The organism is Adhaeribacter radiodurans, from assembly GCF_014075995.1.
GTDB lineage: Bacteria > Bacteroidota > Bacteroidia > Cytophagales > Hymenobacteraceae > Adhaeribacter > Adhaeribacter radiodurans.
In genome coordinates, this window is sequence record NZ_CP055153.1 from 6,219,071 (window position 1) to 6,243,613 (window position 24,543).

The following is a 24,543-nucleotide window of genomic DNA, read 5'->3' on the forward strand; positions in this document are numbered from 1 at the left end:
CAATCAATCTGTTGTTTCTTACACCAATGATGGCGAAAAGCCCCGATTGTTATTTTCCCGGATTAGCTGGTTACTAGTTTAGTAATGTTCCTCTTCTATTTGTTGAATTCCGGGTAAAAAGAACACTATTAAAATCGTCCGGTAACTGCTCAACAGCCCTGGTTCCCGTTTTAGAAATTTTCTCACAAAATATTCACTCAAACCAGGTAACAATTTAACTCTTCAAGGAATGTATAAGTTGAGGAGGTATCTGTTTAAACAGGCACAGGTTTCTATGGCAATTGTTTAAGATTAAAATAAGAAGAAAAAACTTTTGGATAACGGAAACTTTAGTAATTCAGCTAATTCCGGTTAGGTTCTAATTTAGAATAACACTTGCTTACTAAAAATTATTGACCTGATAAGGAGCCCCATATAAATACTTAAAAGTAGAAGCTCTCCTATAATATATCGCCTCTCTAAGAAGGAACAAAGTAATGGCAAAAATATAAATATCTCCATAATCCTGAATCTATGCTAATACTTACCACTTTTAGTAATTCTTCCTGAAATACAGTATTTTATTAAAAAATAACTTTACAAAATTTATGAAAATATTTCTACCTCCTCTAAGCCAAGTAAATCCACTTAAAAATAGGTGACTTTTACTTTTTTATGCATTACTCTAACTCACCCAGTTAAACTCTTTGCCCAGGAAAAAATCCGGGACAAAACTATTGGTGGTAATCAGTTTGATGCTTTATACTCCGTTCAGCAAACAAGTGATGGCGGTTACATGTTAGGCGGAACTTCCCGATCCGGAAAATCGGGGGATAAAATCGAAGCAAATCAGGATACTCCTACTACGTGTTAGCAACTAAAACTGTTCTTGACTAAATAAATGGGAATAATTTAAGGAGAGTACCAACTATAACAAAAGCTCTGTTTGGTACTTTCCTTAAAAAAATAACAAAAGCGTTGTAGCCTATTTTGTATAATTTCTTAGACAAAACCGGTTTTACTTTCCGGATTATTTGTTATTCCATCGGGTTCGATTAATCTGCTAATTAGCTAAAACATAATAAAATACTTTAAAAAATACCCAATTTTAGGTATAGGAACATGGAAGCCAACTATTTACATTTACCAGGTCTCTAATTAATTAGCCATTGCGCTAAAGAACATTCACCAACTAATTCCACTACTTCATTATTTAAATTTTTACTTCCCATGAAAATACATTTATCTCCTGGTAGCCTGGTTTCAGAGAACCGGGTAACCGCTCATTGGTGGCGCGCACTAGGCGCCATTTTACTTCTTAACCTAACTTGTATAGTAGCAACTTATGCCCAGAATAAAATTTGGGATAAGACCATTGGGGGTAAATCGGAAGATCAATTAACCGTTGTCCGGCAAACAAAAGACGGCGGCTATATCTTAGGCGGTTGGTCTAAATCGGGAATTAACGGCAATAAAACTACGGCCAAAAAAGGGGGGAGTGATTACTGGATAGTAAAGCTGAAAGCCGATGGTACCAAAGCCTGGGACAAGACCTTTGGCGGGAACAAAGACGACCTATTAACCTCATTGCAACAAACCAACGATGGTGGTTATATTTTAGGTGGATATTCTTTCTCGGGCAAAAGTGGCGATAAATCAGAAGCTAACCGGGATAATAAGAATAATATTGAATTTCTCACGGGGGACTATTGGATTGTAAAACTAAACGCCAACGGTAATAAATTATGGGACAAAACCATTGGTGGAGATAGCAGAGATGAATTACAATTAATTCGGCAGACCAGCGATGGCGGTTATATTGTGGGTGGCACTTCGCTATCTAATAAATCAGGAGATAAATCTGAAAACACAATTGGAACGAAAGATACAGATACCGGTGATTACTGGGTAGTAAAGCTAAAAGCCGATGGCACCAAAGCATGGGATAATACAATTGGCGGAAGCAGGGGAGATAAGCTTAGTTCGGTGCAGCAAACCAACGATGGCGGTTACCTGGTGGGTGGCTCTTCCGAGTCTGACATTAGCGGCGATAAAACCGAAGATAATAAAGAAGCGGCTAATTTTAACTCCTCCGATTATTGGATAGTAAAGTTAACATCCAATGGCAAGAAAGCTTGGGATAAAACTTTGGGCGGGGAAAACAATGATGAACTACGTTCTCTGCAACAGACGAATGATGGTGGATATATCCTGGGCGGCTCTTCTAATTCCGATAAGAGCGGCGATAAAACCCAAGCCAGAAAAGGAGGAATTAATAGCGGAGGTGATCCTACCCGGGATTACTGGGTGGTAAAGATTAATGGAGCGGGTAGTAAAGTATGGGATAAAACCCTTGGGGGTGGAAACGACGATTATCTACGCGCTATCCAGCAGACCAAGGATGGTGGTTATATTTTAGGCGGTTATTCCGATTCAGATATAAGTGGAGATAAATCTGAAAAATTTAAAAGATCCGAAACATTTTATGATCCGAACGATTTTTGGGTAGTAAAACTAAACGCTACAGGTAGTAAGGTATGGGATAAAACACTTGGTGGGAACGCCGGCGATTATTTATCTTCCTTGCAACAGACCATTGATGGTAACTATATATTAGGTGGTTCTTCCAATTCAAGCAAAAGTAATGATAAAACCCAGGCTAAACTCGGTGAATGTACCTCTACTGTTTGCACTTCCGATTACTGGGTAGTAAAAATCGATAACCGCGGTACTAACCTTAACCAGAATATTACCTTTGCCCCTATTACCTATAAAACTTTCGGCGATGCGTCTTTCACCATTTCTGCCACCGCTAGTTCTGGCTTACCCGTTACTTTTAGCATTGTATCCGGGCCGGCTACCATAAAAGGTAATATTGTTACTTTAACAGGAGTAGGTAAAGTTACGGTAAAAGCCCGTCAGGCCGGCAATGACACCTATAAACCAGCAGAAGCCACCCAAACCTTTTTGGTGATGGAGCCATCGTTGGTACGCAAGGGTTGGGAAAAAACTTTTGGGGGTAAATACGAGGATAGACTTACTGCCATGGTTGCTACCTCCGATGGGGGCTATTTAATGGGCGGCACTTCAAACTCGGGTAAGTCCGGTGACAGAAGCCATGCCGGCCAGGGAAATTCAAAGGACTACTGGATCATAAAAACGGACCATTTAGGAAATAAGCTTTGGGATAGAAGTTATGGCGGCAGCTACCAGGATAAATTGGCAGCTATTATTGCAACATCCGATGGCGGTTATTTGCTGGGTGGTACTTCCGAATCAGATATTTCCGGCGATAAAACCCAAGCCAATCGGGGAGATGCCGATTTTTGGGTCGTGAAAATAGATGCCGATGGAAACAAGCAATGGGATAAAACCTTTGGCGGCGCGAACGAAGATATTTTTACGGCTTTAATCGCCACCCCCGATGGTGGTTACCTATTAGGTGGTACTTCCGAATCCGGTATTTCTGGTGATAAAAGTGAAGCCGTTCGGGGTGGAATAGATTATTGGGTAGTTAAATTAGATGAAACCGGAAAAAAACTCTGGGATAAAACGCTTGGTGGAGTAGGCGTAGATAATCTGGCTGCCTTGGCCGTTGGAACCAACGGCGATTATTTGCTGGGTGGTTCTTCGGTTTCGGGCTATAGTGGCGATAAAACCCAGGCAAAGCGGGCCTTAACCGATTACTGGGTAGTTCGTATTAAGCCAACCGGCACCAAAGTATGGGACAAAGCTTATAGCGGTATTAAAGGCACTTACACTGATCCTTGGTGCACTACTAACTGTAATGTAACTACTTATGGCGAATCGGTGCTTTCGGGGCTGATTACCACACCGGACGGCGGATTCTTACTGGGAGGTACTTCTACAACAGAACCAGGAGCCGAAAAAAGTGAAGATAATTTGAGTGATAAGTATGCCAACCTCAGAAAGTATTGGGTAGTAAAAATAAACGACCAGGGAAATAAAGAATGGGATAAAACTTACGCTGGCGGTCTTACAACGTCTACTCTCCAATTTGTTGATAGTACTTACACCATATACGGGGGCAGTGCTAACCTTAGATCTCTTATTTCTACTCCGGATGGCGGTTTCTTATTGGCCGGTGATTCTGATTTTGGAAAAGGTGCTGACAAGAGCGAAGACGTCCGAAAAATGGATTATGAATTAGTGGATTATTGGGCCGTGAAAATTGATGCCCAAGGCGTTAAAAAGTGGGACAAAACTTTGGGTGGCTTTAACTACGATTTCCTGTCGGCCGCTGCTGTTAGTTCATCGGGGAATTATATATTGGGTGGCTCGTCCGAATCGGGTATTGGGGGCGATAAAAGCGAAGCTCCCCGGGATACCACCAATATAAACTTTGAATTTTCGCCAACTGACTACTGGGTAGTAGAAATAAAAGACGAAACCTCCTCCAATAACTCTGCCTGGAATATGCGTTATGGTGGTTCCGGCTACGATGTTTTAACTTCCGTTATCAAGACGGCAGATGGCGGTTACTTATCCGGGGGCTATTCTCCTTCTGGTATTAGCGGGGATAAAACCCAAGCCAGCCGGGGCAAGAACGACTTCTGGATTGTAAAAACCAATGCGAATGGCAAGAAGCTTTGGGATAAACGTTATGGCGGAAGCGGCGATGACTACCTAAACCGGGTGATTCAGACACAAGACGGAGGCTATTTACTGGCGGGTTCTTCCCTCTCAGGCACCAGTGGTGATAAAACGCAGGCTACCCGCGGTGACCGGGATTATTGGATTGTCAAAATCAGCAACACTGGAGCGAAACAATGGGATAAACGTTACGGTGGCACAGGGTACGACGAACTCAAAAAAGTAATTCAACTCTCTACCGGCGAGTATATCTTGGCGGGTTACAGCAACTCTCCGGCCGGTGGTAACAAAAGTCAGGCAAGCCAGGGCGGTTTGGATTACTGGATTGTAAAGGTTAACAGTACCGGTTCGCAGTTATGGGACAAAACTTACGGTGGTACGTTAAATGAAACGTTAACTGGCATCGTGCAGGCATCCAACGGTGGCTTTCTGCTGGGGGGTAGTTCTTTATCGGATAAGGGCGGCAACAAGAGTGAGGTAAGCCGGGGCGGCAGTGATTTCTGGCTGGTGCGGGTAGATAAAAATGGCAACCAAGTATGGGATAAAACCTACGGGGGCAGCGGCCAGGACGAAGCCTATTCTTTAGGTCGGAGTGGCAAAAGCGATTACTTTATTTCAGGTCAGAGCGATTCACCAGTGGGTGCTGATAAAACCCGGGACAGCCAGGGCTTTAAAGATTTCTGGTTCTTGAAAATAAATAGCACCGGCGGTAAGATATGGGACAAGCGTTTTGGTGGTAACTTTGACGACGAAGTCCGGGCCAGTATCCAGACCCAGGATGGCGGATATTTGCTGGCAGGTATGTCGGCTTCCCGTAAGAGCGGCAATAAAACCCAAGATAGCCAGGGAAGCAGCGATTATTGGATCGTGAAAACCGATGCGGATGGCATGTACCAGTGGGACAAACGCTTCGGCGGTAGTACTGTGGAAGAACTACGAGCCGTTATTCAAACGGATGATGGCGGCTACCTGCTGGCAGGTAAATCCCTTTCAGGCGCAAGCGGCGATAGGAAACAGCCTAGTCAGGGCGAATACGATTACTGGCTGGTAAAAGTAGCCCCGGAAACTACTCCTATTATTGCCGCCAGAGAAGCGCAGCCCGTAACGGATCCGGTAAAGGAAACCAGGCTTAACTTGTTGAAGGCTTACCCCAATCCATTCGGTGAAAAAGTAACAATAAGCTTTACTTTACCGCAGACGCAACCAGCCAATGTAAAAGTATACGACAACCAGGGCTGGGAAATTACTACTCTGTTCCAGGGCGAAGCCAAAGCCAATCAGAAGTATGAAGTAAAATGGCAAGCCGGTAATAAACCCGCTGGTTTGTACTTCCTGCAACTGCAAACACCTACTACGCGCCAGCAACAAAAATTACTTTTAAATAAATAATTTGATCTTAATTCCTCAACAAAGCCAGGTAGCAACAATGTTATCTGGCTTTGTTTTTTTTGATAAATCTAGCTCAGGCTTCAATAGCGTGGATATTTACTCAATTAACTTAAAAAGTATTATGCTCTTTTACTAACCAACTTTCAAATAAACTTAAAATTCTATCAATGATTCTAAGCTAAATTTATCCCTTACGGCAGGAAGGAGAACGTTTTCCGTTTATTGCTCCCCATGCCCACGGCTTTGAACCAGACGGATTGTTTCCCGTGGAACGCTTTGTGGCAAATATGGAAGGAGTGGCTTATATAGAACGCTATGCCTTTGAAATAATTCAGCAACTTTCCGGCGAAAAAGTAAAAGCCATATACATGGCGGGCGGGGCCAGTAACAGCGATGCCTGGCTTACCATCCGCAGCAATGTGTTAAATTTGCCTATCTACAATAGGAGGTACGTTACGGGGGCGGTGGGAGCCGCGATAATTGCAGCTTCCAAAACGTATTTTACTTTTATGGGCGAAGCTACCAAAGCTTTAAAGCAAATCGAAAAAGAAGTGCATCTTACCCCTTACCTTAGCGCAAGCTATCAAAAAAGTTACGGTAAATTTCTGCAACTTTTGCAGGAGAAAAAATACATTACTGATTACCATTATGCTTAATATCTATTTACTGCGGCACGGCCAAACTGCCTGGAATGCCGATGGCAACCGTTACTGCGGCCGCACCGATTTGCCCTTAACCAGTAAAGGTTTAGAACAATCGCATCTGGCCGCCGATCAACTTAAAAATATTGATTTTGCTGCGGTTTATTCCTCGCCCTTAGAGCGGGCGCACCGTACGGCTTACATTGCCAGCGGTGGCCAAAACGTAATAACGGATGAACGGTTGATTGAAGCCGATTTCGGACAATGAGAAGGAAAACCAAAAGAAGTTTTTATCCCGGAAAATGAACCGCTCTGGCAAAACTGGTGCGAAGACCCTATCCAAACCAAAGCCGGCGGCACCGGCGAGTCGGCGGGAGAAGTAATTAAGCGGGTAGATGATTTTTATCGAACGTTGCAGCAGAACCGTACCACGGGTAATATTCTGGTAGTAGCCCACAACGGGGTAAACCGTTTTTATTTAGCTTACAAGTTAGGTATGCCGGTAAAAAACTACCGCCAACTGGTAATCGATAATTCGTCTGTTACCATGTTTGAGTTGGATGCGGCCGGTGAACTTTACCTGGTACACTTAAATAGTAAATTATAAGCTCATTTCTTAACCGGAGCCTTAAGTCAGAAAATACCATGAAATCTTTTATGAAAATCTTTTTCGGTAAGCGTTATGCGAGTGGTTTAGTAGGGGCTATGTTGTTTGCCGGTATGTTTCATCAAACCTATGCCCAGCAAAAAGCACCGCTGCAAACTTTAAAAATTAAAAATACCCGGGAACTACATGACTTTTTTAAGTATACTGGTCAGGATGTACCAATTATTAGCGGGCACCGGGGTGGCACTACCAAAGGTTTTCCCGAAAACTGCATTGCCACTTTTGAAAATACCTTACGCCATACCCCGGCTTTTTTCGAAATAGATCCGCGCCTCACCAAGGACAGTGTGGTAGTATTAATGCACGATGCCACCCTGAACCGGACTACCAACGGCACCGGCAAAGTATCGGATTATACTTGGGCAGAGTTAAAGCAATTTAAATTAAAAGACCCCGAAGGCAACGTAACGGCATACGGCATCCCTACTTTAGACGAAGTAATTACCTGGAGTAAAGGCAAAACCATTATTAACCTGGATAAAAAAGACGTACCCCTGGCTACCACGATGAAAATATTAAAAAAACACAACGCCGCCGCTCACGTGATGCTGACCGTGCACACGCCCGAACAAGCTAAATATTACTATGATAATATACCGGGTGTCATGTTCTCGGCTTTCGTGAAAACAAAAAAAGAACTGGAAGGATACGAAAAAGCCGGCGTGCCTTGGTCGAGTATTATGGCCTACGTAGGGCCGGAAAACAAACCCGAAAACAAAGAAATGTATGATTTGTTGCATGCCCGCGGCGTAATGTGCATGATTTCGGCGGCCCCTACCTACGACAAATTAAAAGATCCCGAAGCCCGCAAACAAGCCTACCAGCAAACCTTTACCATGGGAGCCGATGTGCTGGAATCAGATTTACCTATTGAAGCCGCCGCTGCTATTCAGGAGCAGCTACCTAAAGCCAGTAAAAAAGCGAAATACTTTAACCGGAGTACCCCGGCCCAGTAAAAATTTTGTTGTGGTAAAAGATTAAATTTAAGAATATATAAGGTGATAGTTCTATTTTTTTGATTGATTTAGAATTTATAATTCTATTTTACCAACTGAATGAATAATTTAATTAAAATTAATTTTAAATGGTAAATATATCTTTAGGAAAGATGAACGCTAGATTTCAGATTAGCCTGGTTATTTTCGTACTGTTTTCCTTATCCGTTTGCGCGCAGAAAAAATACGTAGCTCCGGCCTTAAGCACGCCCGGTTCCTGGTCCATGATTCTGGTTCCGGACCCGCAGTCTTATGTAAAATTTGAACGAAATCAGCCTATCCTGGAATTAATGACTTCCTGGGTAAAGGAAAATATTGACCCGTTAAATATTAAACTGGTACTATGCACCGGGGATTTAGTGGAACAAAACGAAATAATTAATCCGGATGGTACCAAAGTAAACCAACCCAGTAAATTGCAATGGGAATCGGTGGCCCGCTCTTTTAACAAGCTGGATGGGCACGTACCATTTATTACCGCAGCGGGTAATCACGATTATGGCTACGCTAACATTAGCACCCGAAATACTAATTTTAACAAATACTTCCCGATTGATAAAAACTTTCAAACCCAAAAACTGGTGCGGGAAGTGGCACAAAACGCCGAAAAAATTCCTACTCTGGAAAATGCAGCTTTTGATTTTACTTCTCCCCACGGCAAGAAATTTTTAATTATTACTTTAGAATTTGCTCCCCGGGATACTATTCTGGCTTGGGCAAAGCAAGTGGTAAACCAGGAAAAATATAAGAAGCATAAAGTAATTATATTAACCCATTCTTACCTGAACGCTAAGAATGAGCATACAGTAAAAGAAAATTATGCTATAACCGAAGGTAATTATGGAGCCGCTATCTGGCAAAAGCTGGTGCAGCCTTCTAAAAATATTCAATTGGTACTAGCCGGCCACATTGGCGCTCCGGATGACCCTAGGGCACACGTCGCTTTCCGGACAGATACCAATGCCGGTGGAAAAAAGGTGCAGCAAATGGTTTTTAATGCCCAGGCCATGGGCGGTGGTTGGTATGGCAATGGAGGCGATGGCTGGCTGCGTATTCTGGAATTTTTGCCTGATGGTAAAACAGTAAAAGTAAAAACGTTCTCGCCTTTTTTCGCCATTTCGCCTACTACCCAGCAATTTGCCTGGCGAACGGCCCCTTATGATGAATTTTCTTTTGAATTAGATGGAGCAGAATAGTATATTCTAGGGGATTACTCTTCTTCAGGTATTTTTGGCAATAAATCGGAAGCTACTATTAAATTTGATAATGATTATTGGGTAGTGAATGTAGCGCCTCTTACCCGTTCTACCATTGCAGTCCGAGAAGCAATGGCCAGGCCAAAGGAAGAAATAAAAAGTAAATTTACTCCAGGCTTATCCTAATTCACCAATCCATTCGTAAACCAAACCTTACCGCAAACATAGCTAACTGACGTGAAAGTGTACGATAGTCAGGGCAGAGAAATCACTACTTTGTTTCAGGGCGAAGCGAAAACCCATCAGAAGTATAAAGCAAAACTGCAAGCTCCTAACAAAGCTGCCGGTTTGCACTTCCTTCAACTGCAAACGCCTAGGCAACGCTATCAGCAGGGATTGGTTTTGAATAAATAACTGATCTTAGTTCCTCAACAAAGCCAGAAAGCAACAATGTTATCTGGCTTTGTTTTTTGATAAACCTGTTTCGGAATTTAAATGAGTAGATATCTACCAAATTTCAAATAAACTTAGAATTTTATTACTAATTCTGGGCTAAATACCTATATTTAAGTATAAAGCAAATATTACCACCTGCTTTTAGCTTAGCTATTAAGCTCAAAATGCTATAAAAGTGAGCTTTAATATGTAGTTATTTACTTTTTTGCTATCTGCTATCCCCTTCTTCTTATGAAACCACATTTATCCTTCTCACGTCTAGTCTTATCAAACCAAGTAAACACACTTCGATGGCGCCTTTTAAGTATTCTTCTGCTATTGTTGTACTTAAACTTATCGCCTGTAACCTTCGCCCAAAATATAGTTTGGGATAAAACCTTAGGCGGCGATAGTTATGATGACTTAGTCGCCGTGCAGCAAACCCGAGATAAAGGCTATATTCTGGGAGGAAGTTCTAATTCTGGTATTAACGGGGATAAAAGCCAAGCGAATAAGGGTCCTTGTTACGATGAATACTGCCCTACTGATTACTGGATAGTAAAATTAAAGGCCAATGGCACCAAAGAATGGGATAAAACTTTTGGCGGCGACCAGCCTGACGATTTAGTTACGCTATTGCAGACCAGTGATGGGGGCTACATCCTGGGGGGAAATTCTTATTCAGGAATCAGCGGTGATAAAACAGAAACTAATAAAGGTGGTACCGATTTCTGGATAATAAAGCTAAAAGCCGATAGCACTAAACAATGGGATAAAACAATTGGTGGAAATGAAGATGATAATTTATCATCTATCCAGCAAACCAGTGATGGCGCTTATATTCTGGGAGGCACTTCTAGGTCCGAGAAAAGTGGAGACAAATCTGCCGGTAATTATGGTCCTTGGTTTACCTCTGATTACTGGCTAATTAAGTTAAAGGCCGATGGTACAATAGTATGGGATAAAACTTTTGGTAGCATGGGAGATGATAACCTACGTACGGTTCAACTGACTAAAGATGGGGGCTATATTTTAGGAGGATATTCCAACTCCGGTAAGAGTGGCGATAAAACAGAAGATAATCATGGGAAAAAGGATGACTTTGGTGTTGGTTATTATCCTCCTGATTACTGGGTATTGAAGTTGAAAGCGAATGGCGGTAAAGAATGGGACAAAACGATTGGGGGAGAACGAAACGATCAGCTCGCATCTATCCAACAGACTTTTGATGGCAGCTATATTCTGGGCGGTTCTTCCAACTCCGACATTAGCGGTGACAAAACTCAAGCGAGTAAAGGCGGGAAGGATGCTATAGGGCAACCAACTGCTGATTATTGGCTAGTAAAACTAAAGGCAAACGGTGCTAAAGATTGGGATAAAGCTTTTGGAGGGAACAACCAAGATGAATTAGTTTCTCTGCAATTAACCCTGGATGGAAGCTTGTTATTAGGTGGCCAGTCTTTATCCGGTAAGAGCGGAGATAAAACCGAAGTTAGAAGGGGAGGAGCAGATTTTTGGATATTAAAATTAAAGTCCGATGGTGCCAAAGAATGGGATAAAACTATTGGCGGGAATGAAGGCGAAAATTTATCATCGCTTCAACAAACACGAGATGGGGAATATATGTTAGGAGGAACTTCTTGGTCCGGCAAAAGTGGGGATAAATCCCAAGACAGGAAAGGTTCAACAATCTCTACCGATTATTGGATCGTGAAACTCGCTAATGACGAACTAGGTATGACTCAAAAAATTAAGTTCGCTCCTATTTTATATAAAACAGTAAAAGATGCTCCTTTTACGGTGTCAGCTACTGCTTCTTCGGGCTTACCAGTTACTTTTAAGATTGTATCGGGCCCGGCAAAAATAAAGAACAATCTAATCACCATTACTGGTATGGGAAGGGTTAAGGTAAAAGCTTCTCAGGCAGGTAATGCTTTGTATCAACCCGCAGAAGCTACCCAATCCTTTCTAGTAGAAGCGGCTACCGTTGTCAAAATACAATGGGATAAAACCTTGGGTGGCAACCAAGATGATAATTTACGTTCTGTTTGGCAAACCAATGATGGAGGCTTTATCCTGGGTGGCGATTCAGAGTCGAGCAAAAGTGGAGATAAATCCGAAGCAAATTTAGGAGCCTGGATAGTAAAAGTAAATTCTAATGGTAAAAAGGAATGGGATAAAACTGTTTTAGGAGGTGGTATGACCGTGTTACAACCCACTCGGGAGGGTGGCTATATTCTGGGAGGGAGATCAGACAATGGGGGTAACTATAGTTTAACGGATTACCGGGTGATAAAGCTCAACCCCGATGGTAGTAAAGCTTGGGAAAAAACTTTTGGCGGTAATAAGCGGGATGAATTAACCGCCTTGCAGCCGACCCGTGATGGAGGGTATCTTCTGGGAGGATATTCTTATTCGGATATCAGCGGTGATAAAACGGAGCCTAATAGAGGAGGCAGTAACGAGAATAGTCCGGTTAGTGATTTTTGGGTAGTAAAGTTGGATGCTAATGGTAACAAAGAATGGGATAAAACTTACGGCGGAACTAGTTATGATAATTTAAGTTCCATGCAACAAACTAGCGATGGAGGGTATATCTTAGGAGGAAGTTCTAGCTCTGGTCTAAGTGGCGATAAAACGGAAAATAACAGAGGTTCTATTGGCTATCCAGATTATTGGATAGTTAAAATAAAAGCGGATGGTAGTAAAGAATGGGATAAAACATACGGCGGCAGCGAAAATGATAACTTAAGTTCTCTCCAACAAACCAGCGATGGAGGCTATATTCTGGGAGGTAACTCCGAACCCAGCGAATCAGGGGATATCTCTGAAGCATCAAAAGGATTTGAGGATTATTGGATTGTTAAGCTGAATGCTGCCGGCAAAAAAGAATGGGATAAAATTATTGGGGGAGATAGTTATGATTACTTGACTTCGGTACACCAGACCAGCGACGGAGGATTTACTCTAAGCGGATCTTCGTACTCTGGAATAAGTGGAGATAAATCTCAAGGTTGGCGAGATATAAACATTAACTCCGGCGCAGGAGGTGGCGATTACTGGGTAGTGAAGCTAGATGCTGCTGGCAACAAAGTTTGGGATAAAACTATTGGGGGCGATGAGGCAGAGCGATTAACCTGCGCCCAACTAACGATGGATGGCGGCTACATCCTAGGGGGACTTTCCCTATCTACTCGCAGTGGCGATAAATCGGAAAATAGTAGAGGTGGTACTGATTATTGGATTGTAAAGCTCAAAGAAGAACAGCCTTATAAAACGACTTGGGACCTACGCTATGGCGGTACTGATCAGGATAATCTTACTTCTGTTATTAAAACCAGTGATGGCGGCTACTTATCGGGTGGCTATACCAACTCGAGCAGCAGCGGCGACAAAAGCCAGGCAAGTCAAGGCAAGAACGACTATTGGGTAGTGAAAAGCGATAAGAATGGTAAGAAGTTGTGGGATAAACGTTATGGTGGCTCTGCCGATGATTACCTCAACCGCATTATTCAAACCCAGGACGGCGGTTACCTCTTAGGTGGTTCTTCCCTCTCAGGTAAGAGTGGTGATAAGTCCGAAAGTAATAAAGGCGAACGGGATTATTGGATTGTGAAAGTAGATGCGCAAGGTAAGAAAGAGTGGGACAAAACTTTTGGAGGTAGTGGGCCCGACGAACTAATAAAAGTAGCGCAACTTGCTACGGGCGAGTACGTGCTGGGCGGGCACAGTGGTTCTCCGGTGAGCGGTGATAAAAGCCAAGATAGTCAAGGAAAAAATGATTACTGGATAATTAAGATTGGCCGCAAAGGCGAGAAACTCTGGGATAAACGTTACGGAGGTAATCAGGATGAAGTATTAGGCAGTTTTACCGACACCAAAGACGGAGGCTTTTTGCTAGGCGGTAGTTCCTGGTCAGGCAAAAGCGGCGATAAAGGTCAGGCTAGCAAAGGCAGCAGTGATTACTGGGTAGTTAAAGTAGATAAAGACGGCAATTTACTTTGGGAGAAAACTTTTGGCGGCAGCGATAGGGATGAAGTATATTCCGTAGGCAGAAGTCACGACTCTAACTTATTTATTGCTGGTACGAGTAGCTCAGGTAAAAGCGGCGACAAAACGCAGGAAAGCCGGGGTGGCAAAGATTACTGGTTAATCAAACTGGATGAAAAAGGAATCAAGTTGTGGGACAAGAGCTTTGGCGGCAACCAAGACGATGAATTAAGAGCTAGTACTTTCACCCACGCAGGGCATTATATCTTAGCGGGTACTTCTTACTCCAATATTAGTGGCGACAAAACGCAAGTTAGCCAAGGAACAAGTGATTACTGGGTAGTAGAAGTAGCGCCGAGTGGCGAGAAAATAGCCGATCAACGATTGGGGGGAGGTGAGCAAGAAGAACTTAGAACTGTGTTTCAGACCTATGACGGTGGTTTGCTCTTAGGAGGCCACTCGGCTTCGGGCGTAAGTGGGGATAGAACCCAGCCCAGTCAAGGGAGTACGGATTACTGGCTGGTGAAAGTAGCACCAATAACTAGCCCGATAGTAGCCACAAGAGAAGCTATGATAATAGCCGGGCCAAAGGGAGAAATAAAAGTAAATTTACTCCAAGCTTATCCCAATCCATTTAGAAACCAAGTAAAAGTAAACTTTACCTTACCGCAAACCCAGCAGGCCGATGTGAAAGTATACGATAGTCAAGGCCGGGAAACCACCGCTTTGTTCCAGGGCGAAGCCCAAGCCAATCAGAAATATGAAGTAGAATGGCAATCCGGTACTAAACCCGCTGGCATGTACCTGTTAAAACTACAAACACCTACTCTTCGGCAGCATCAGAAATTGCTTTTAAGCAGGTAATATCTGTTTCGGCTATTTCAAAAATTATCCATAATACTTATTCGGTAAATCTTATTTTTACTTCAGATGTTTTGCGTAAAGATCATCGAAGCAGCATTAGCAGAAAAGAAAGTATTTTCGGATATTATATCAACTTCAATGGCTTTTGTTAATTCATCATTTACTTTTATCAAAGAATAATACTCTTAAAAATAAGTAAAAATACCTAAGTTTTGGTATTGTTCTGCATAATTACATCCGCTACATTGCGACCCATTTAAGCTTTCAAACAAATACTGTTAATAATAAGATATTTGTATTAGAAAGTAAATAAATGCTTATGAATCCTCTGTAACATGTTCCAATATTGCTGAACGGTTTTCGTGTACCATTACATTTTATTATTTTACTTTAAATTATTAGTTTATGAAAATACGCGTACCTTAACTTCCCTCAACCAGGTTCATCTCAATCAGGTAATTACGCATAGTTGACTCCTCAACACTATTCTGTTGTTTTAATTCGTTTTTTCAGTCGTTCATTTATCGCAGCCAACTTTTAAATCATCCGAAAAATAATGGTAGTAAGCTACTGCAGTTTCTTCGGCAATTGATTAGGGGAGAGCTACATTTAAATAAAGTAACTTCTTTTGGTAGCCGCCGTGCCAGGCAGCTTCTAAAGGCAGGCTTATGGAACTGCAAAAAAGAATAAAGTAGGAAACAAAATCTGCCGCAATAGTAGTAGCCATAATTTTCTGTGTTCATTCTTACTTCCTATTTCCACGGGTTATCCGGTTGCGCTCTGGCTTTTTGCGTTCGAAAAAATTAAGAAGTTAGGCTGCCCAGAAACTAGCGCCTACAGAATGGTAAAAAATAATACCGCTGAAATCAATATTTAACTAAAAACAATTTTTAATACCCGCATCTACTGCTAGCATCTAAGCAGGAAAAGGTTCTTAAACAGAGTTTCACCTGGCTCTTTTATTAAAAAGTATACTTATTAAATAATATGAAAAACTTTTATAAATGCTTTTATTTCTTTTTGTGCTGGCTGGGATTAACCGTGCCTCTAAAGGCTCAAACACCAATTAACTTAGGTAAAACCGCCGACTTGCTAGCTGCTTATCGGACAAAAGCTAATGCCAAAACTACAAATGCAATTTCTTTATATAATCAAATTAAGCATTCATTGCCGGGTCATGGCGCATTGACTTTACACGTAAATGTGCGCAAAAAAGAAGGACCCACCGAATTATTTATGGGAAGTATTGCGGCTCAAACAAATGGCTCTTTTTTTCTGAAAGCTGCCGGTAATAACCTGTCTGGTAACATTATTTTACCGGACCAGAAAAAAGCGTACCAATATTTATCAACCAGTAACGGCCAGGCCTACTTACAAGAAGTAGATATAGATAAAGTAATTTGTGTAGGTCTGGAACCGCAACTTGAACCTAAAGGAATATTAAACAACCAGGCGGCCGCTCCGGCTACAAAAGTTGTACCTATGCTGGAAAGTTTGCCTGGGGCTAGTGCAGTAGTATTACTTGATTTTGATGGACAAACCGTGAGCGGAACTCCTTGGAATGGGGGCAATCCCATTAATGCAGCACCCTCTACTTTAACTACCCAAGAAATAATAGAGGCATGGGAAATTATAAGTGAAGATTATCGTCCTTACGCGCTCAACATTACTACCAACGAATCGGTGTTTCTGCGTGTTCCCGCCGAACGCCGGATGCGGGTAATTTTTACCCCTACTTATGAATGGTACAAACCTGTTGGCGGCACTGCTTACGTAGGATCTTTTAACTGGAACGATAATTCCCCTTGCTGGGTATTTAATACTGGGGCAAAAGGAGCCGGCGATACGGGTTCGCATGAAGTGGGCCATACTTTAAAATTGCACCACGATGGCAGAATTTCACCGGTTGAAACTTACTTTTATGGCCAGGAAAACTGGGCCCCCATTATGGGCGCTTCTTTTTATTCGCCGCAGGCGCAATGGAGTAAGGGCGAGTACCCTTCGGCCGATAATACCGAAGATGACTTAGCAATTATTGCTACAAATGGCTTTAACTTCCGGGCCGATGATCATAGTAACACGTACAAAGATGCTACCCGCATTATAAAAGATGTGAACGGAACGGTGCTGCCGGAAAAAAACAAAGGCGTTATTACTACCCGGACGGATACGGATGTTTTTTCTTTTACTACCGAAGGCGGCATTCTTTCCTTAACCGTAACATCCCATTCAAGCCATCCTGATTTAGATGTGCGACTAACTCTTAAAAATGAAGCTCTTACCACGGTTGCCGTAGCTGATTCTGCCAGTATATCGGCTTCCATGAACAGGACTTTAACGGCGGGCACCTATTATTTATACATTGATGGGGCGAAGGGTACGCTAGGAGCCAATTCTAACTATGGTTCGCTGGGCGAGTATTTTATTTCCGGGTCCATAACTTCCAACTATAAATCAGCCTACTGCATTCCTGCCATTAAAACGGCTTGCGGTAACAATATCAGCATCACCGATTTTAGCTTACATACTTTAGTAAATAATGCTTCCGGCTGCAACGGCAACAAGAATGCTTACATTAATTATAATCCTGCTGGTAGTTTAACTGCTACCCTGGAAAGAGGTCAAAAGTACCCGATCAGACTTCAGTCTAATTCTGCTTACCAGCAAGGTTTTGGCATCTGGATCGATTATAACAGTGATGGTGACTTTAACGATGCCGGAGAATTTGTTTATACCGGTGTAGCAACTGCTAAAAATATTTTAAACGGTACTATTACAATTCCAATGGGTGTTACCGATGGGGTACGCCGGCTACGGGTACGTACGCAAAACCAAAATCCCTTTGCTAGCACCGGCGCGTGTACGGCCACAGATAACGGCGAAACGGAAGATTATACCATTACCATTAAGGAACCGGTTGTATCCAACATTCAATGGGATAGTCGTTTCGGTGGGTCCGGCGACGAAGGGTTTAGCGTAGTAATTAGAACTCCCGACGGAGGTTATTTATCCGGCGGCTCTTCTCCTTCTACGTTGAGCGGCGACAAAACGCAAAGCAGCCGGGGCCGCAACGACTACTGGATTGTAAAAAGCGACAAAGATGGCAAAAAGCTGTGGGACAAACGTTACGGTGGCTCCCAGGATGATTATCTTGCTACTATTGTGCCCACCCTTGATGGCGGCTACCTGCTGGGTGGTACTTCCTTATCCGGCAACAACGGCGATAAAAGCGAAGCTAGCCGGGGTGATCGTGATTTTTGGCTTGTCAAAATTTCCGGTACTGGTGCTAAACTCTGGGATAAACGTTACGGGGGCAGTGGTTTTGATGAGTTAAAGCAAATCCAGGAATTAGCCAACGGTAACATTGTGCTGGCGGGTAACAGCAACTCGCCCTCTGGAGGCAATAAAAGTCAGAACAGCCGGGGCGGAAAAGATTATTGGGTGATAAAAATCAATGGCAAGGGCTCACCGTTATGGGACAAACGGTATGGCGGCTCCTTAGACGAAAATCTGGAAAGTATTACGCTTACACTTAATGGCGGATTTTTGCTGGGCGGAAGTTCGCTGTCAGGTAAAAACGGCGACAAAACGCAAGCGAGCCAGGGTGGTAGCGATTATTGGCTCGTGCGGGTAGACGGCAACGGAAACAAAGTTTGGGACAAACGTTACGGTGGTGCCGGCGAAGACAACCTGATGGACCTGGGTAGCACGGGCACTTCTACGGGCAACTTCTTTTTGGCGGGTCATAGTACCTCCGGCATAGGCGGCGATAAGAGCCAGACGAGTCAGGGCGGCAAAGACTTCTGGATGATCAAAATAAACGATAATGGTACTAAAATATTCGATAAGCGCTTTGGGGGCAACGGCCAAGAAGGTTTACGCAAGATTTTATTAACGCCGGATGGCGGCTACTTACTGGCGGGCCGTTCCGAATCTGGCGTAAGCGGTGACAAAACGCAAACTAACCAGGGTTCGAGTGATTACTGGATCGTTAAAACTTCCAGCACGGGAATAAAAGAATGGGATAAACGCTTTGGTGGCAGCAGCTACGACGAAATCCGGACGGCATTAGTAACCAGTGATGGGGGTTATTTACTGGGCGGCCGCTCCAACTCAGGTGTGAGCGCGGATAGAACGCAACCCAGCCAGGGAGGTATTGATTACTGGCTGGTAAAAGTGGCGCCTATATCCATTGGCGCGCCAAAAGTAGCTGCCCGGAAAACTACCCCCGCACAAGCATCCGTTGTAAATAAGGAATTAGGTAAACTAAATGCTTTTCCCAATCCATTTGCCGGTCGGTTAACCATTCATTTTACCTTACCCCAAACCGAACCCGCGCAGGTAAAGGTGTTCGACCTTCAAGGTAAGGAGATTGTTACTTTGTTTAACGGTCAGGCGCAAGCCAATCAGAAATATGAAGTAGAATGGCAAGCCAGCAACAAACCGGCCGGTATGTACTTGCTGCAATTGCAAACCCCTACACTGCGTCAGCAACAGAAATTATTGCTCACCAAGTAAACTGGTAATTTACTAAACGAACAAAGCCGGATAGAAGGGTTCTATCCGGCTTTGTTCGTTTAAAGTCAAAAGTATTGAATTAGTGCCGTTTAACAGATTAAGCTATTCTTCTGCTAAGCAAGTTCAGGAATATGCCATTTAGTAAAACATTTATATAAATATTTTACTAAATTATAAAATATTACCAACCTAAAAGATAGGAAGTAGGTAAGCGGCTCATTATATTTATCCATTCTCCCTTGAGTTAGCAGACCTATACCTGCTTTTTTAAGTAGCGCCAAACTAGTATTTGCAAGCACTGTTCTTATCTCACCAATCCTAATCCTAAAATTTATGCAAAAACTTTTATCTCTTTTCTATCAAGTGCTACTTAACCGGAAAGTGCTGCTCCATTGGCGGGTTATAAACTTAGTTCTGTTTCTATATCTAAGTCTTTCAGCGAATGTTTCTGCCCAAAATAAAATTTGGGATAAAACCTTTGGCGGGGATAATGGCGATGGATTAGGCGCTTTGCAACAGACTCGGGATGGCGGGTATATTCTGGGAGGCTATTCTGGTTCGGACATCAGCGGCGATAAAACCGAAGCTAGTAAAGGCGAGAGCGATTACTGGGTAGTAAAGTTAAGGGCCGACGGCAGTAAAGAATGGGATAAAACCATAGGTGGTGATAGGAACGACTTTTTATCCTCCTTGCAACAAACCAAAGATGGCGGCTACATTCTGGGTGGATGGTCTGATTCCAGAAAGAGCGGCGATAGGACTCAGGATAATAGAGGGGAGGATTATACCACCGATTATTGGATAGTAAAGTTAAATGCCGATGGCAACAAAGAATGGGATAAGACCTTTGGGGGAGGCTGGAATGATTATTTACAATCTATCCAACAAACTCCGGATGGAGGCTACATTATAGGAGGCACTTCTATGTCCGGCCTCAGCGGTGATAAAACGGAAGCGGAAATCGGGATCTGGCTGGTGAAGTTGAAAGCTGATGGAAACAAAGTTTGGGATAAAGTTATTGCTGGCGGGGAATTCTCTTCTCTCCACCAAAACAGGGATGGTAGTTATATTCTGGGTGGTACTTATTCTGACTATATTGATTTGAATACTTATGGTGATTTCTGGATAATAAAGCTTAAGGCGGATGGTAGTAAAATATGGGATAAAACCTTTGGCGGGAATAATGGCGAACACTTAAGTGCCTTGCAACAAACTAAAGATGACGGATATATTCTGGGGGGTACTTCTTCTTCAGGTATCAGCGGAGATAAAACCGAAGCCAGTAAAGGCGAAGGCGATTACTGGGTAGTAAAGCTAAAGGCCGATGGTACCAAAGAGTGGGACAAAACTTTTGGGGGAAGTACTCAGGACCGCTTAAGAGCCTTGCAACAGACCAGCGATGACAGCTATGTGTTAGGGGGTACTTCCGATTCCGGCATCAGCGGTGATAAGACAGAAGCAAATAGAGGCGGACAAGAAGACTTTGGAAGTCTTACCGATGACTATTGGTTAGTAAAAATAGATGCCAATGGCAGCAAAATATGGGATAAAACCTTTGGCGGGAATGATAGCGATAGATTAAGTGCCTTGCAACAAACTAAGGATGGTAGTTTCATCTTGGGCGGAACTTCCCAATCCGGCATTAGTGGAGATAAAACGGAAGCTAATAAAGGATGCTGTAATTACTGGATAATAAAGCTAGAAAACAGTGATACCAACATTAGCCAGTACGTTACCTTTGCTCCTATTTCTTATAAAAGTTTAGGCGAGGCGCCATTTACCTTAAAAGCTACCGCTAGTTCTGGGTTGCCGGTTACCTTTATTGTGGTTTCGGGGCCCGCCAAAGTAAAAGGTAATATCCTGACTCTCACCGGAACGGGCACCGTTACCTTGAAAGCTTACCAGGCAGGTAATGCTACCTACGGACCAGCCGAAGCAATCCAAACTATCGAAGTAGAAGCGCCATCCGTGTTGAAAAAGCAATGGGATAAAACCTATGGGGGATATGATCACGACGTGTTAACCTCATCGCAACAGACTCGGGATGGCGGTTATATTCTGGGTGGATATTCTTGGTCCGGCAAAAGCGGCGATAAAAGTGAACCGAATAAAGGGTGTGGGGATGGTGGCTGTTATACAGATTACTGGGTAGTGAAGTTAAAGGCGGATGGCACCAAAGAATGGGATAAAACCATTGGTGGAACTTATATAGACTTCCTTGCTTCCATACAGCAGACCCGGGATGGCGGCTATATTCTGGGAGGGAGTTCCCGGTCGGATAAGAGCGGAGATAAAAGCCAGGATTATGTAAATGATCCAAATGGTAATTGGACCTATGATTATTGGATAGTGAAGTTAAAGGCGGATGGCACCAAAGAATGGGACAAAACCAGTGGAGGGAATAGTGATGATAACTTATCCTCGGTACAACAAACCAGCGATGGCGGGTATATTCTGGGGGGGGCTTCTTCTTCCAACATTAGCAAGGACAAAACTGCCGGAAACAAGGGGGAAAAAGATATAAATGGTGTGCCTACTACTGATTATTGGGTAGTAAAACTGAATGCTGCGGGCAACAAAGAATGGGATGAGACCATCGGGGGGAATAGTGGTGATAACTTATCCTCGGTACAACAGACCAGCGATGGCGGCTATATTTTAGGGGGTACTTCTTTTTCCGGCAAAAGCGCAGATAAATCAGAAGCTAGTAGAGGCAGTGGAGACTATTGGATAGTAAAGCTTAAAGCCAGTGGCAGCAAAGAATGGGATAAAACCTTTGGGGGGGATTATAGTGATGATTTATCTTCCATTAAACAGACGAATGACGGTGGGTATTTACTTGGAGGCACTTCTTTTTCGGGCAAAAGCGGAGATAAAACGGAATCTAATAAAGGAGAAAAAGACGGAAATGGTAATCCGACCCAAGATTACTGGGTAGTAAAACTAATGGCCAACGGTACCAAAGTTTGGGACAAAACTCTGGGTGGTGTAAAGTCAGATTGGTTCTCCTCGGTCCAGCAGACGAACGATGGCGGGTATATTGTGGGTGGTACTTCTGATTCCGACATTAGCGGCGATAAAACCCATTTTAATAGGGGTAGTGGTGATTACTGGATTGTGAAACTGAGAGCTGATGGTAGCAAAGAATGGGATAAAACCATTGGGGGAGATGGTTGGGACGCATTAACCTCCTTGCAACAGACCCGGGATGGTGGCTATTTGCTGGGCGGCTATTCAGAGTCTGGCATCGGCCTGGATAAGAGTGAAGACATAGCACCATGTGGTTATGGTTGTGATCCTGACTATTGGATTGTGAAACTCATGGTGGACGAGCCTTTAGAGGTACAATGGGATATGCGCTACGGCGGGTTGGGTAAAGATAATCTTACTACGGTAATCAAGACCTCAGACGGCGGCTATCTCTCCGGTGGTTTTACTACTTCGGGCATCTCGGGCGATAAAACTCAGAGTAGCCAGGACAAGAACGACTACTGGATTGTAAAAAGCGATAAGAATGGCAAAAAACTTTGGGACAAGCGCTACGGTGGAACGGGTGATGATTACCTGAACCGGGTGATTCAAACTTTGGATGGAGGTTATCTCTTAGGTGGTTCTTCTCTTTCCGGTAAAAGTGGCGACAAGAGTGAAGCTAGTCAGGGAGAACAGGATTACTGGGTTGTAAAACTAGATAAACAAGGCAAGAAAGAGTGGGATAAAACCTTTGGTGGTTCGGGTTATGACGAGTTGAAGAAAGTAGTTCAGTTAGCTTCCGGCGAGTACGTACTGGGTGGCACGAGCAACTCCCCGGTGAGCAGGGATATATCTCAAACTAGTCAAGGTAACACGGATTACTGGCTGGTAAAAATTAGTAAATCCGGAGCTAAACTCTGGGATAAAACTTACGGCGGCAGTGCTGATGAAACCTTAGGCAGCTTTACCGAGACAACCGATGGCGGCTTTTTCCTGGGTGGCAGCTCGGAGTCAGGAAAGAGCGGGGATAAAAACCAAGCCAGCCAAGGCAAGAGTGATTACTGGACCGTAAAGACCGACAAAGACGGCAACTTACTTTGGGAGAAAAGCTTCGGCGGCAGTGGAGTAGATGAAGTGTATTCTGTGGGTAGAAGCCATGGTGAGAACCTGTTTATAGCCGGCACCAGTAGTTCAGATAAAGAAGGGGATAAATCTCAAACTAGTCAGGGAGGCAAAGATTACTGGTTAATCAAGTTAGACGAGAACGGTACTAAACTCTGGGACAAAAGCTTTGGGGGCAGTAAAGACGATGAACTCCGCGCCAGTACTTTCACCGACGAAGGCCATTATATCTTAGCCGGCACTTCTTACTCCGATAATAGCGGCAACAAAAGCCAGGCCAGCCAGGGCACAAGTGATTACTGGGTAGTAGAAGTAGCCCCGAGTGGCGAGAAAGTAGCGGATCAACGCTTTGGCGGCAGTGGTCAAGATGAGCTAAGCACGGTCTTTCAGACAAGTGATGGCGGCTTGCTCTTAGGAGGCAGCTCTGACTCAGGCGTAAGTGGGAATAGAACCCAGCCCAGCCAGGGCAGCACTGATTACTGGCTCGTGAAAGTAGCTCCTCCTACTACTTCTCTAGCAGCGGCCCGGGAAGTAATCGAGCCAGCAGAACTCGCGCCAGCAACCAATTTAGTAAATTTAGCGGCTTATCCGAACCCTTTTAACGAGCAGGTAAAAGTAAGCTTTACCTTACCCCAAACTCAGCCAGTACAGGTGAAAGTCTACGACAGCCAAGGCAAAGAAATTACCACATTGTTCCGGGACGAAGCCAAAGCAGGACAGAAGTACGAGCTAGAGTGGCAAGCCAGCAATAAACCCGCTGGCATATACCTATTGCAACTGCAAACTCCTACTCTCCGCCAACAACAGAAACTATTGCTTACCAAGTAAGCTGGTAACTTACTAAACGAACAAAGCCGCATAGAAGAGTTCTATCCGGCTTTGTTCGTTTAAAGCAAGAGTAGTGAAGCGGTGACGCTTAAAACCGCTAGCCATTTACTAAATAATTACAAAATCTAAATTCCATTTCTCACTTTTATAATTATTTTACTAAATTATTAAATAATACTAACCTAAAAAGTAGGATAAAGGTAAGTAGCTCTATATATTTACTCACTCTTCTCTCTGGTTGCAGATCTATACCTGCTTACGATTAGCTTATTTAAAACAGAGCCAGATTAGTATTTGCAAGCACTGTTCTTATCTCACCAATCCTAATCCTAAAA

10 protein-coding genes and 1 pseudogene are annotated in these 24,543 nt (G+C 43.4%); 10 read left to right on the forward strand and 1 reads right to left on the reverse strand.

From position 1 onward, the window contains the following. The first annotated feature begins 637 nt into the window (after positions 1 to 637). The 8 genes and pseudogenes from HUW48_RS24720 to HUW48_RS24755 all read left to right on the forward strand — a co-directional run bounded on the left by HUW48_RS24720 (position 638) and on the right by HUW48_RS24755 (position 14,770). Positions 638 to 853 carry a hypothetical protein gene (locus HUW48_RS24720; protein WP_182413471.1) on the forward strand — a complete coding sequence of 72 codons (216 nt, stop codon included), beginning with the start codon at positions 638 to 640 and terminating at the stop codon, positions 851 to 853. A gap of 356 nt (positions 854 to 1,209) precedes the next feature. Next, entirely contained in the window at positions 1,210 to 5,982 is a 4,773-nt protein-coding gene (locus tag HUW48_RS24725) for a T9SS type A sorting domain-containing protein (protein WP_182413472.1), read from the forward strand. Between the two features lie 182 nt (positions 5,983 to 6,164). Further along, on the forward strand, positions 6,165 to 6,638 hold the full coding sequence (locus tag HUW48_RS24730; RefSeq protein WP_182416515.1) for an FGGY-family carbohydrate kinase: 474 nt from the start codon (positions 6,165 to 6,167) through the stop codon (positions 6,636 to 6,638). Further along, positions 6,631 to 7,230, forward strand: a pseudogene (locus tag HUW48_RS24735) (histidine phosphatase family protein). Before HUW48_RS24730 ends, HUW48_RS24735 begins: the two are co-directional and overlap by 8 nt. A 50-nt stretch (positions 7,231 to 7,280) precedes the next feature. After that, entirely contained in the window at positions 7,281 to 8,246 is a 966-nt protein-coding gene (locus tag HUW48_RS24740) for a glycerophosphodiester phosphodiesterase family protein (protein ID WP_246343613.1), read from the forward strand. A 128-nt stretch (positions 8,247 to 8,374) separates the two neighbouring features. Further along, positions 8,375 to 9,481, forward strand: a complete 1,107-nt coding sequence (locus HUW48_RS24745) for a metallophosphoesterase (RefSeq protein WP_246343615.1) — start codon at positions 8,375 to 8,377, stop codon at positions 9,479 to 9,481. Positions 9,482 to 9,718: 237 nt separating this feature from the next. After that, complete coding sequence (locus tag HUW48_RS24750; RefSeq protein WP_182413473.1) at positions 9,719 to 9,895, forward strand: hypothetical protein; 177 nt, start codon at positions 9,719 to 9,721, stop codon at positions 9,893 to 9,895. Between the two features lie 273 nt (positions 9,896 to 10,168). After that, the gene (locus HUW48_RS24755; RefSeq protein WP_182413474.1) at positions 10,169 to 14,770 is read left to right on the forward strand and encodes a T9SS type A sorting domain-containing protein; all 4,602 of its coding nucleotides are present in this window, start codon (positions 10,169 to 10,171) and stop codon (positions 14,768 to 14,770) included. Positions 14,771 to 15,362: 592 nt separating this feature from the next. On the opposite strand, the gene HUW48_RS27415 is transcribed toward HUW48_RS24755, so the two are convergent. Beyond that, entirely contained in the window at positions 15,363 to 15,497 is a 135-nt protein-coding gene (locus HUW48_RS27415; protein WP_262891475.1) for a hypothetical protein, read from the reverse strand. A gap of 260 nt (positions 15,498 to 15,757) precedes the next feature. Here HUW48_RS27415 and HUW48_RS24760 point away from each other — a divergent pair, with 260 nt between their 5' ends. Continuing rightward, the gene (locus tag HUW48_RS24760; protein ID WP_182413475.1) at positions 15,758 to 19,288 is read left to right on the forward strand and encodes a GEVED domain-containing protein; all 3,531 of its coding nucleotides are present in this window, start codon (positions 15,758 to 15,760) and stop codon (positions 19,286 to 19,288) included. A gap of 333 nt (positions 19,289 to 19,621) precedes the next feature. Then, on the forward strand, positions 19,622 to 24,208 hold the full coding sequence (locus tag HUW48_RS24765; RefSeq protein ID WP_182413476.1) for a T9SS type A sorting domain-containing protein: 4,587 nt from the start codon (positions 19,622 to 19,624) through the stop codon (positions 24,206 to 24,208). Positions 24,209 to 24,543 lie beyond the last annotated feature (335 nt).

Bases quoted from the DNA above. Each gene is read 5' to 3' on its own strand.
- HUW48_RS24725 (WP_182413472.1), top strand. From the start codon at position 1,210: ATGAAAATACATTTATCTCCTGGTAGCCTGGTTTCAGAGAACCGGGTA.
- HUW48_RS24740 (WP_246343613.1), top strand. From the start codon at position 7,281: ATGAAAATCTTTTTCGGTAAGCGTTATGCGAGTGGTTTAGTAGGGGCT.
- HUW48_RS24745 (WP_246343615.1), top strand. From the start codon at position 8,375: ATGGTAAATATATCTTTAGGAAAGATGAACGCTAGATTTCAGATTAGC.
- HUW48_RS24755 (WP_182413474.1), top strand. From the start codon at position 10,169: ATGAAACCACATTTATCCTTCTCACGTCTAGTCTTATCAAACCAAGTA.
- HUW48_RS27415 (WP_262891475.1), bottom strand. From the start codon at position 15,497: ATGGCTACTACTATTGCGGCAGATTTTGTTTCCTACTTTATTCTTTTT.
- HUW48_RS24760 (WP_182413475.1), top strand. From the start codon at position 15,758: ATGAAAAACTTTTATAAATGCTTTTATTTCTTTTTGTGCTGGCTGGGA.
- HUW48_RS24765 (WP_182413476.1), top strand. From the start codon at position 19,622: ATGCAAAAACTTTTATCTCTTTTCTATCAAGTGCTACTTAACCGGAAA.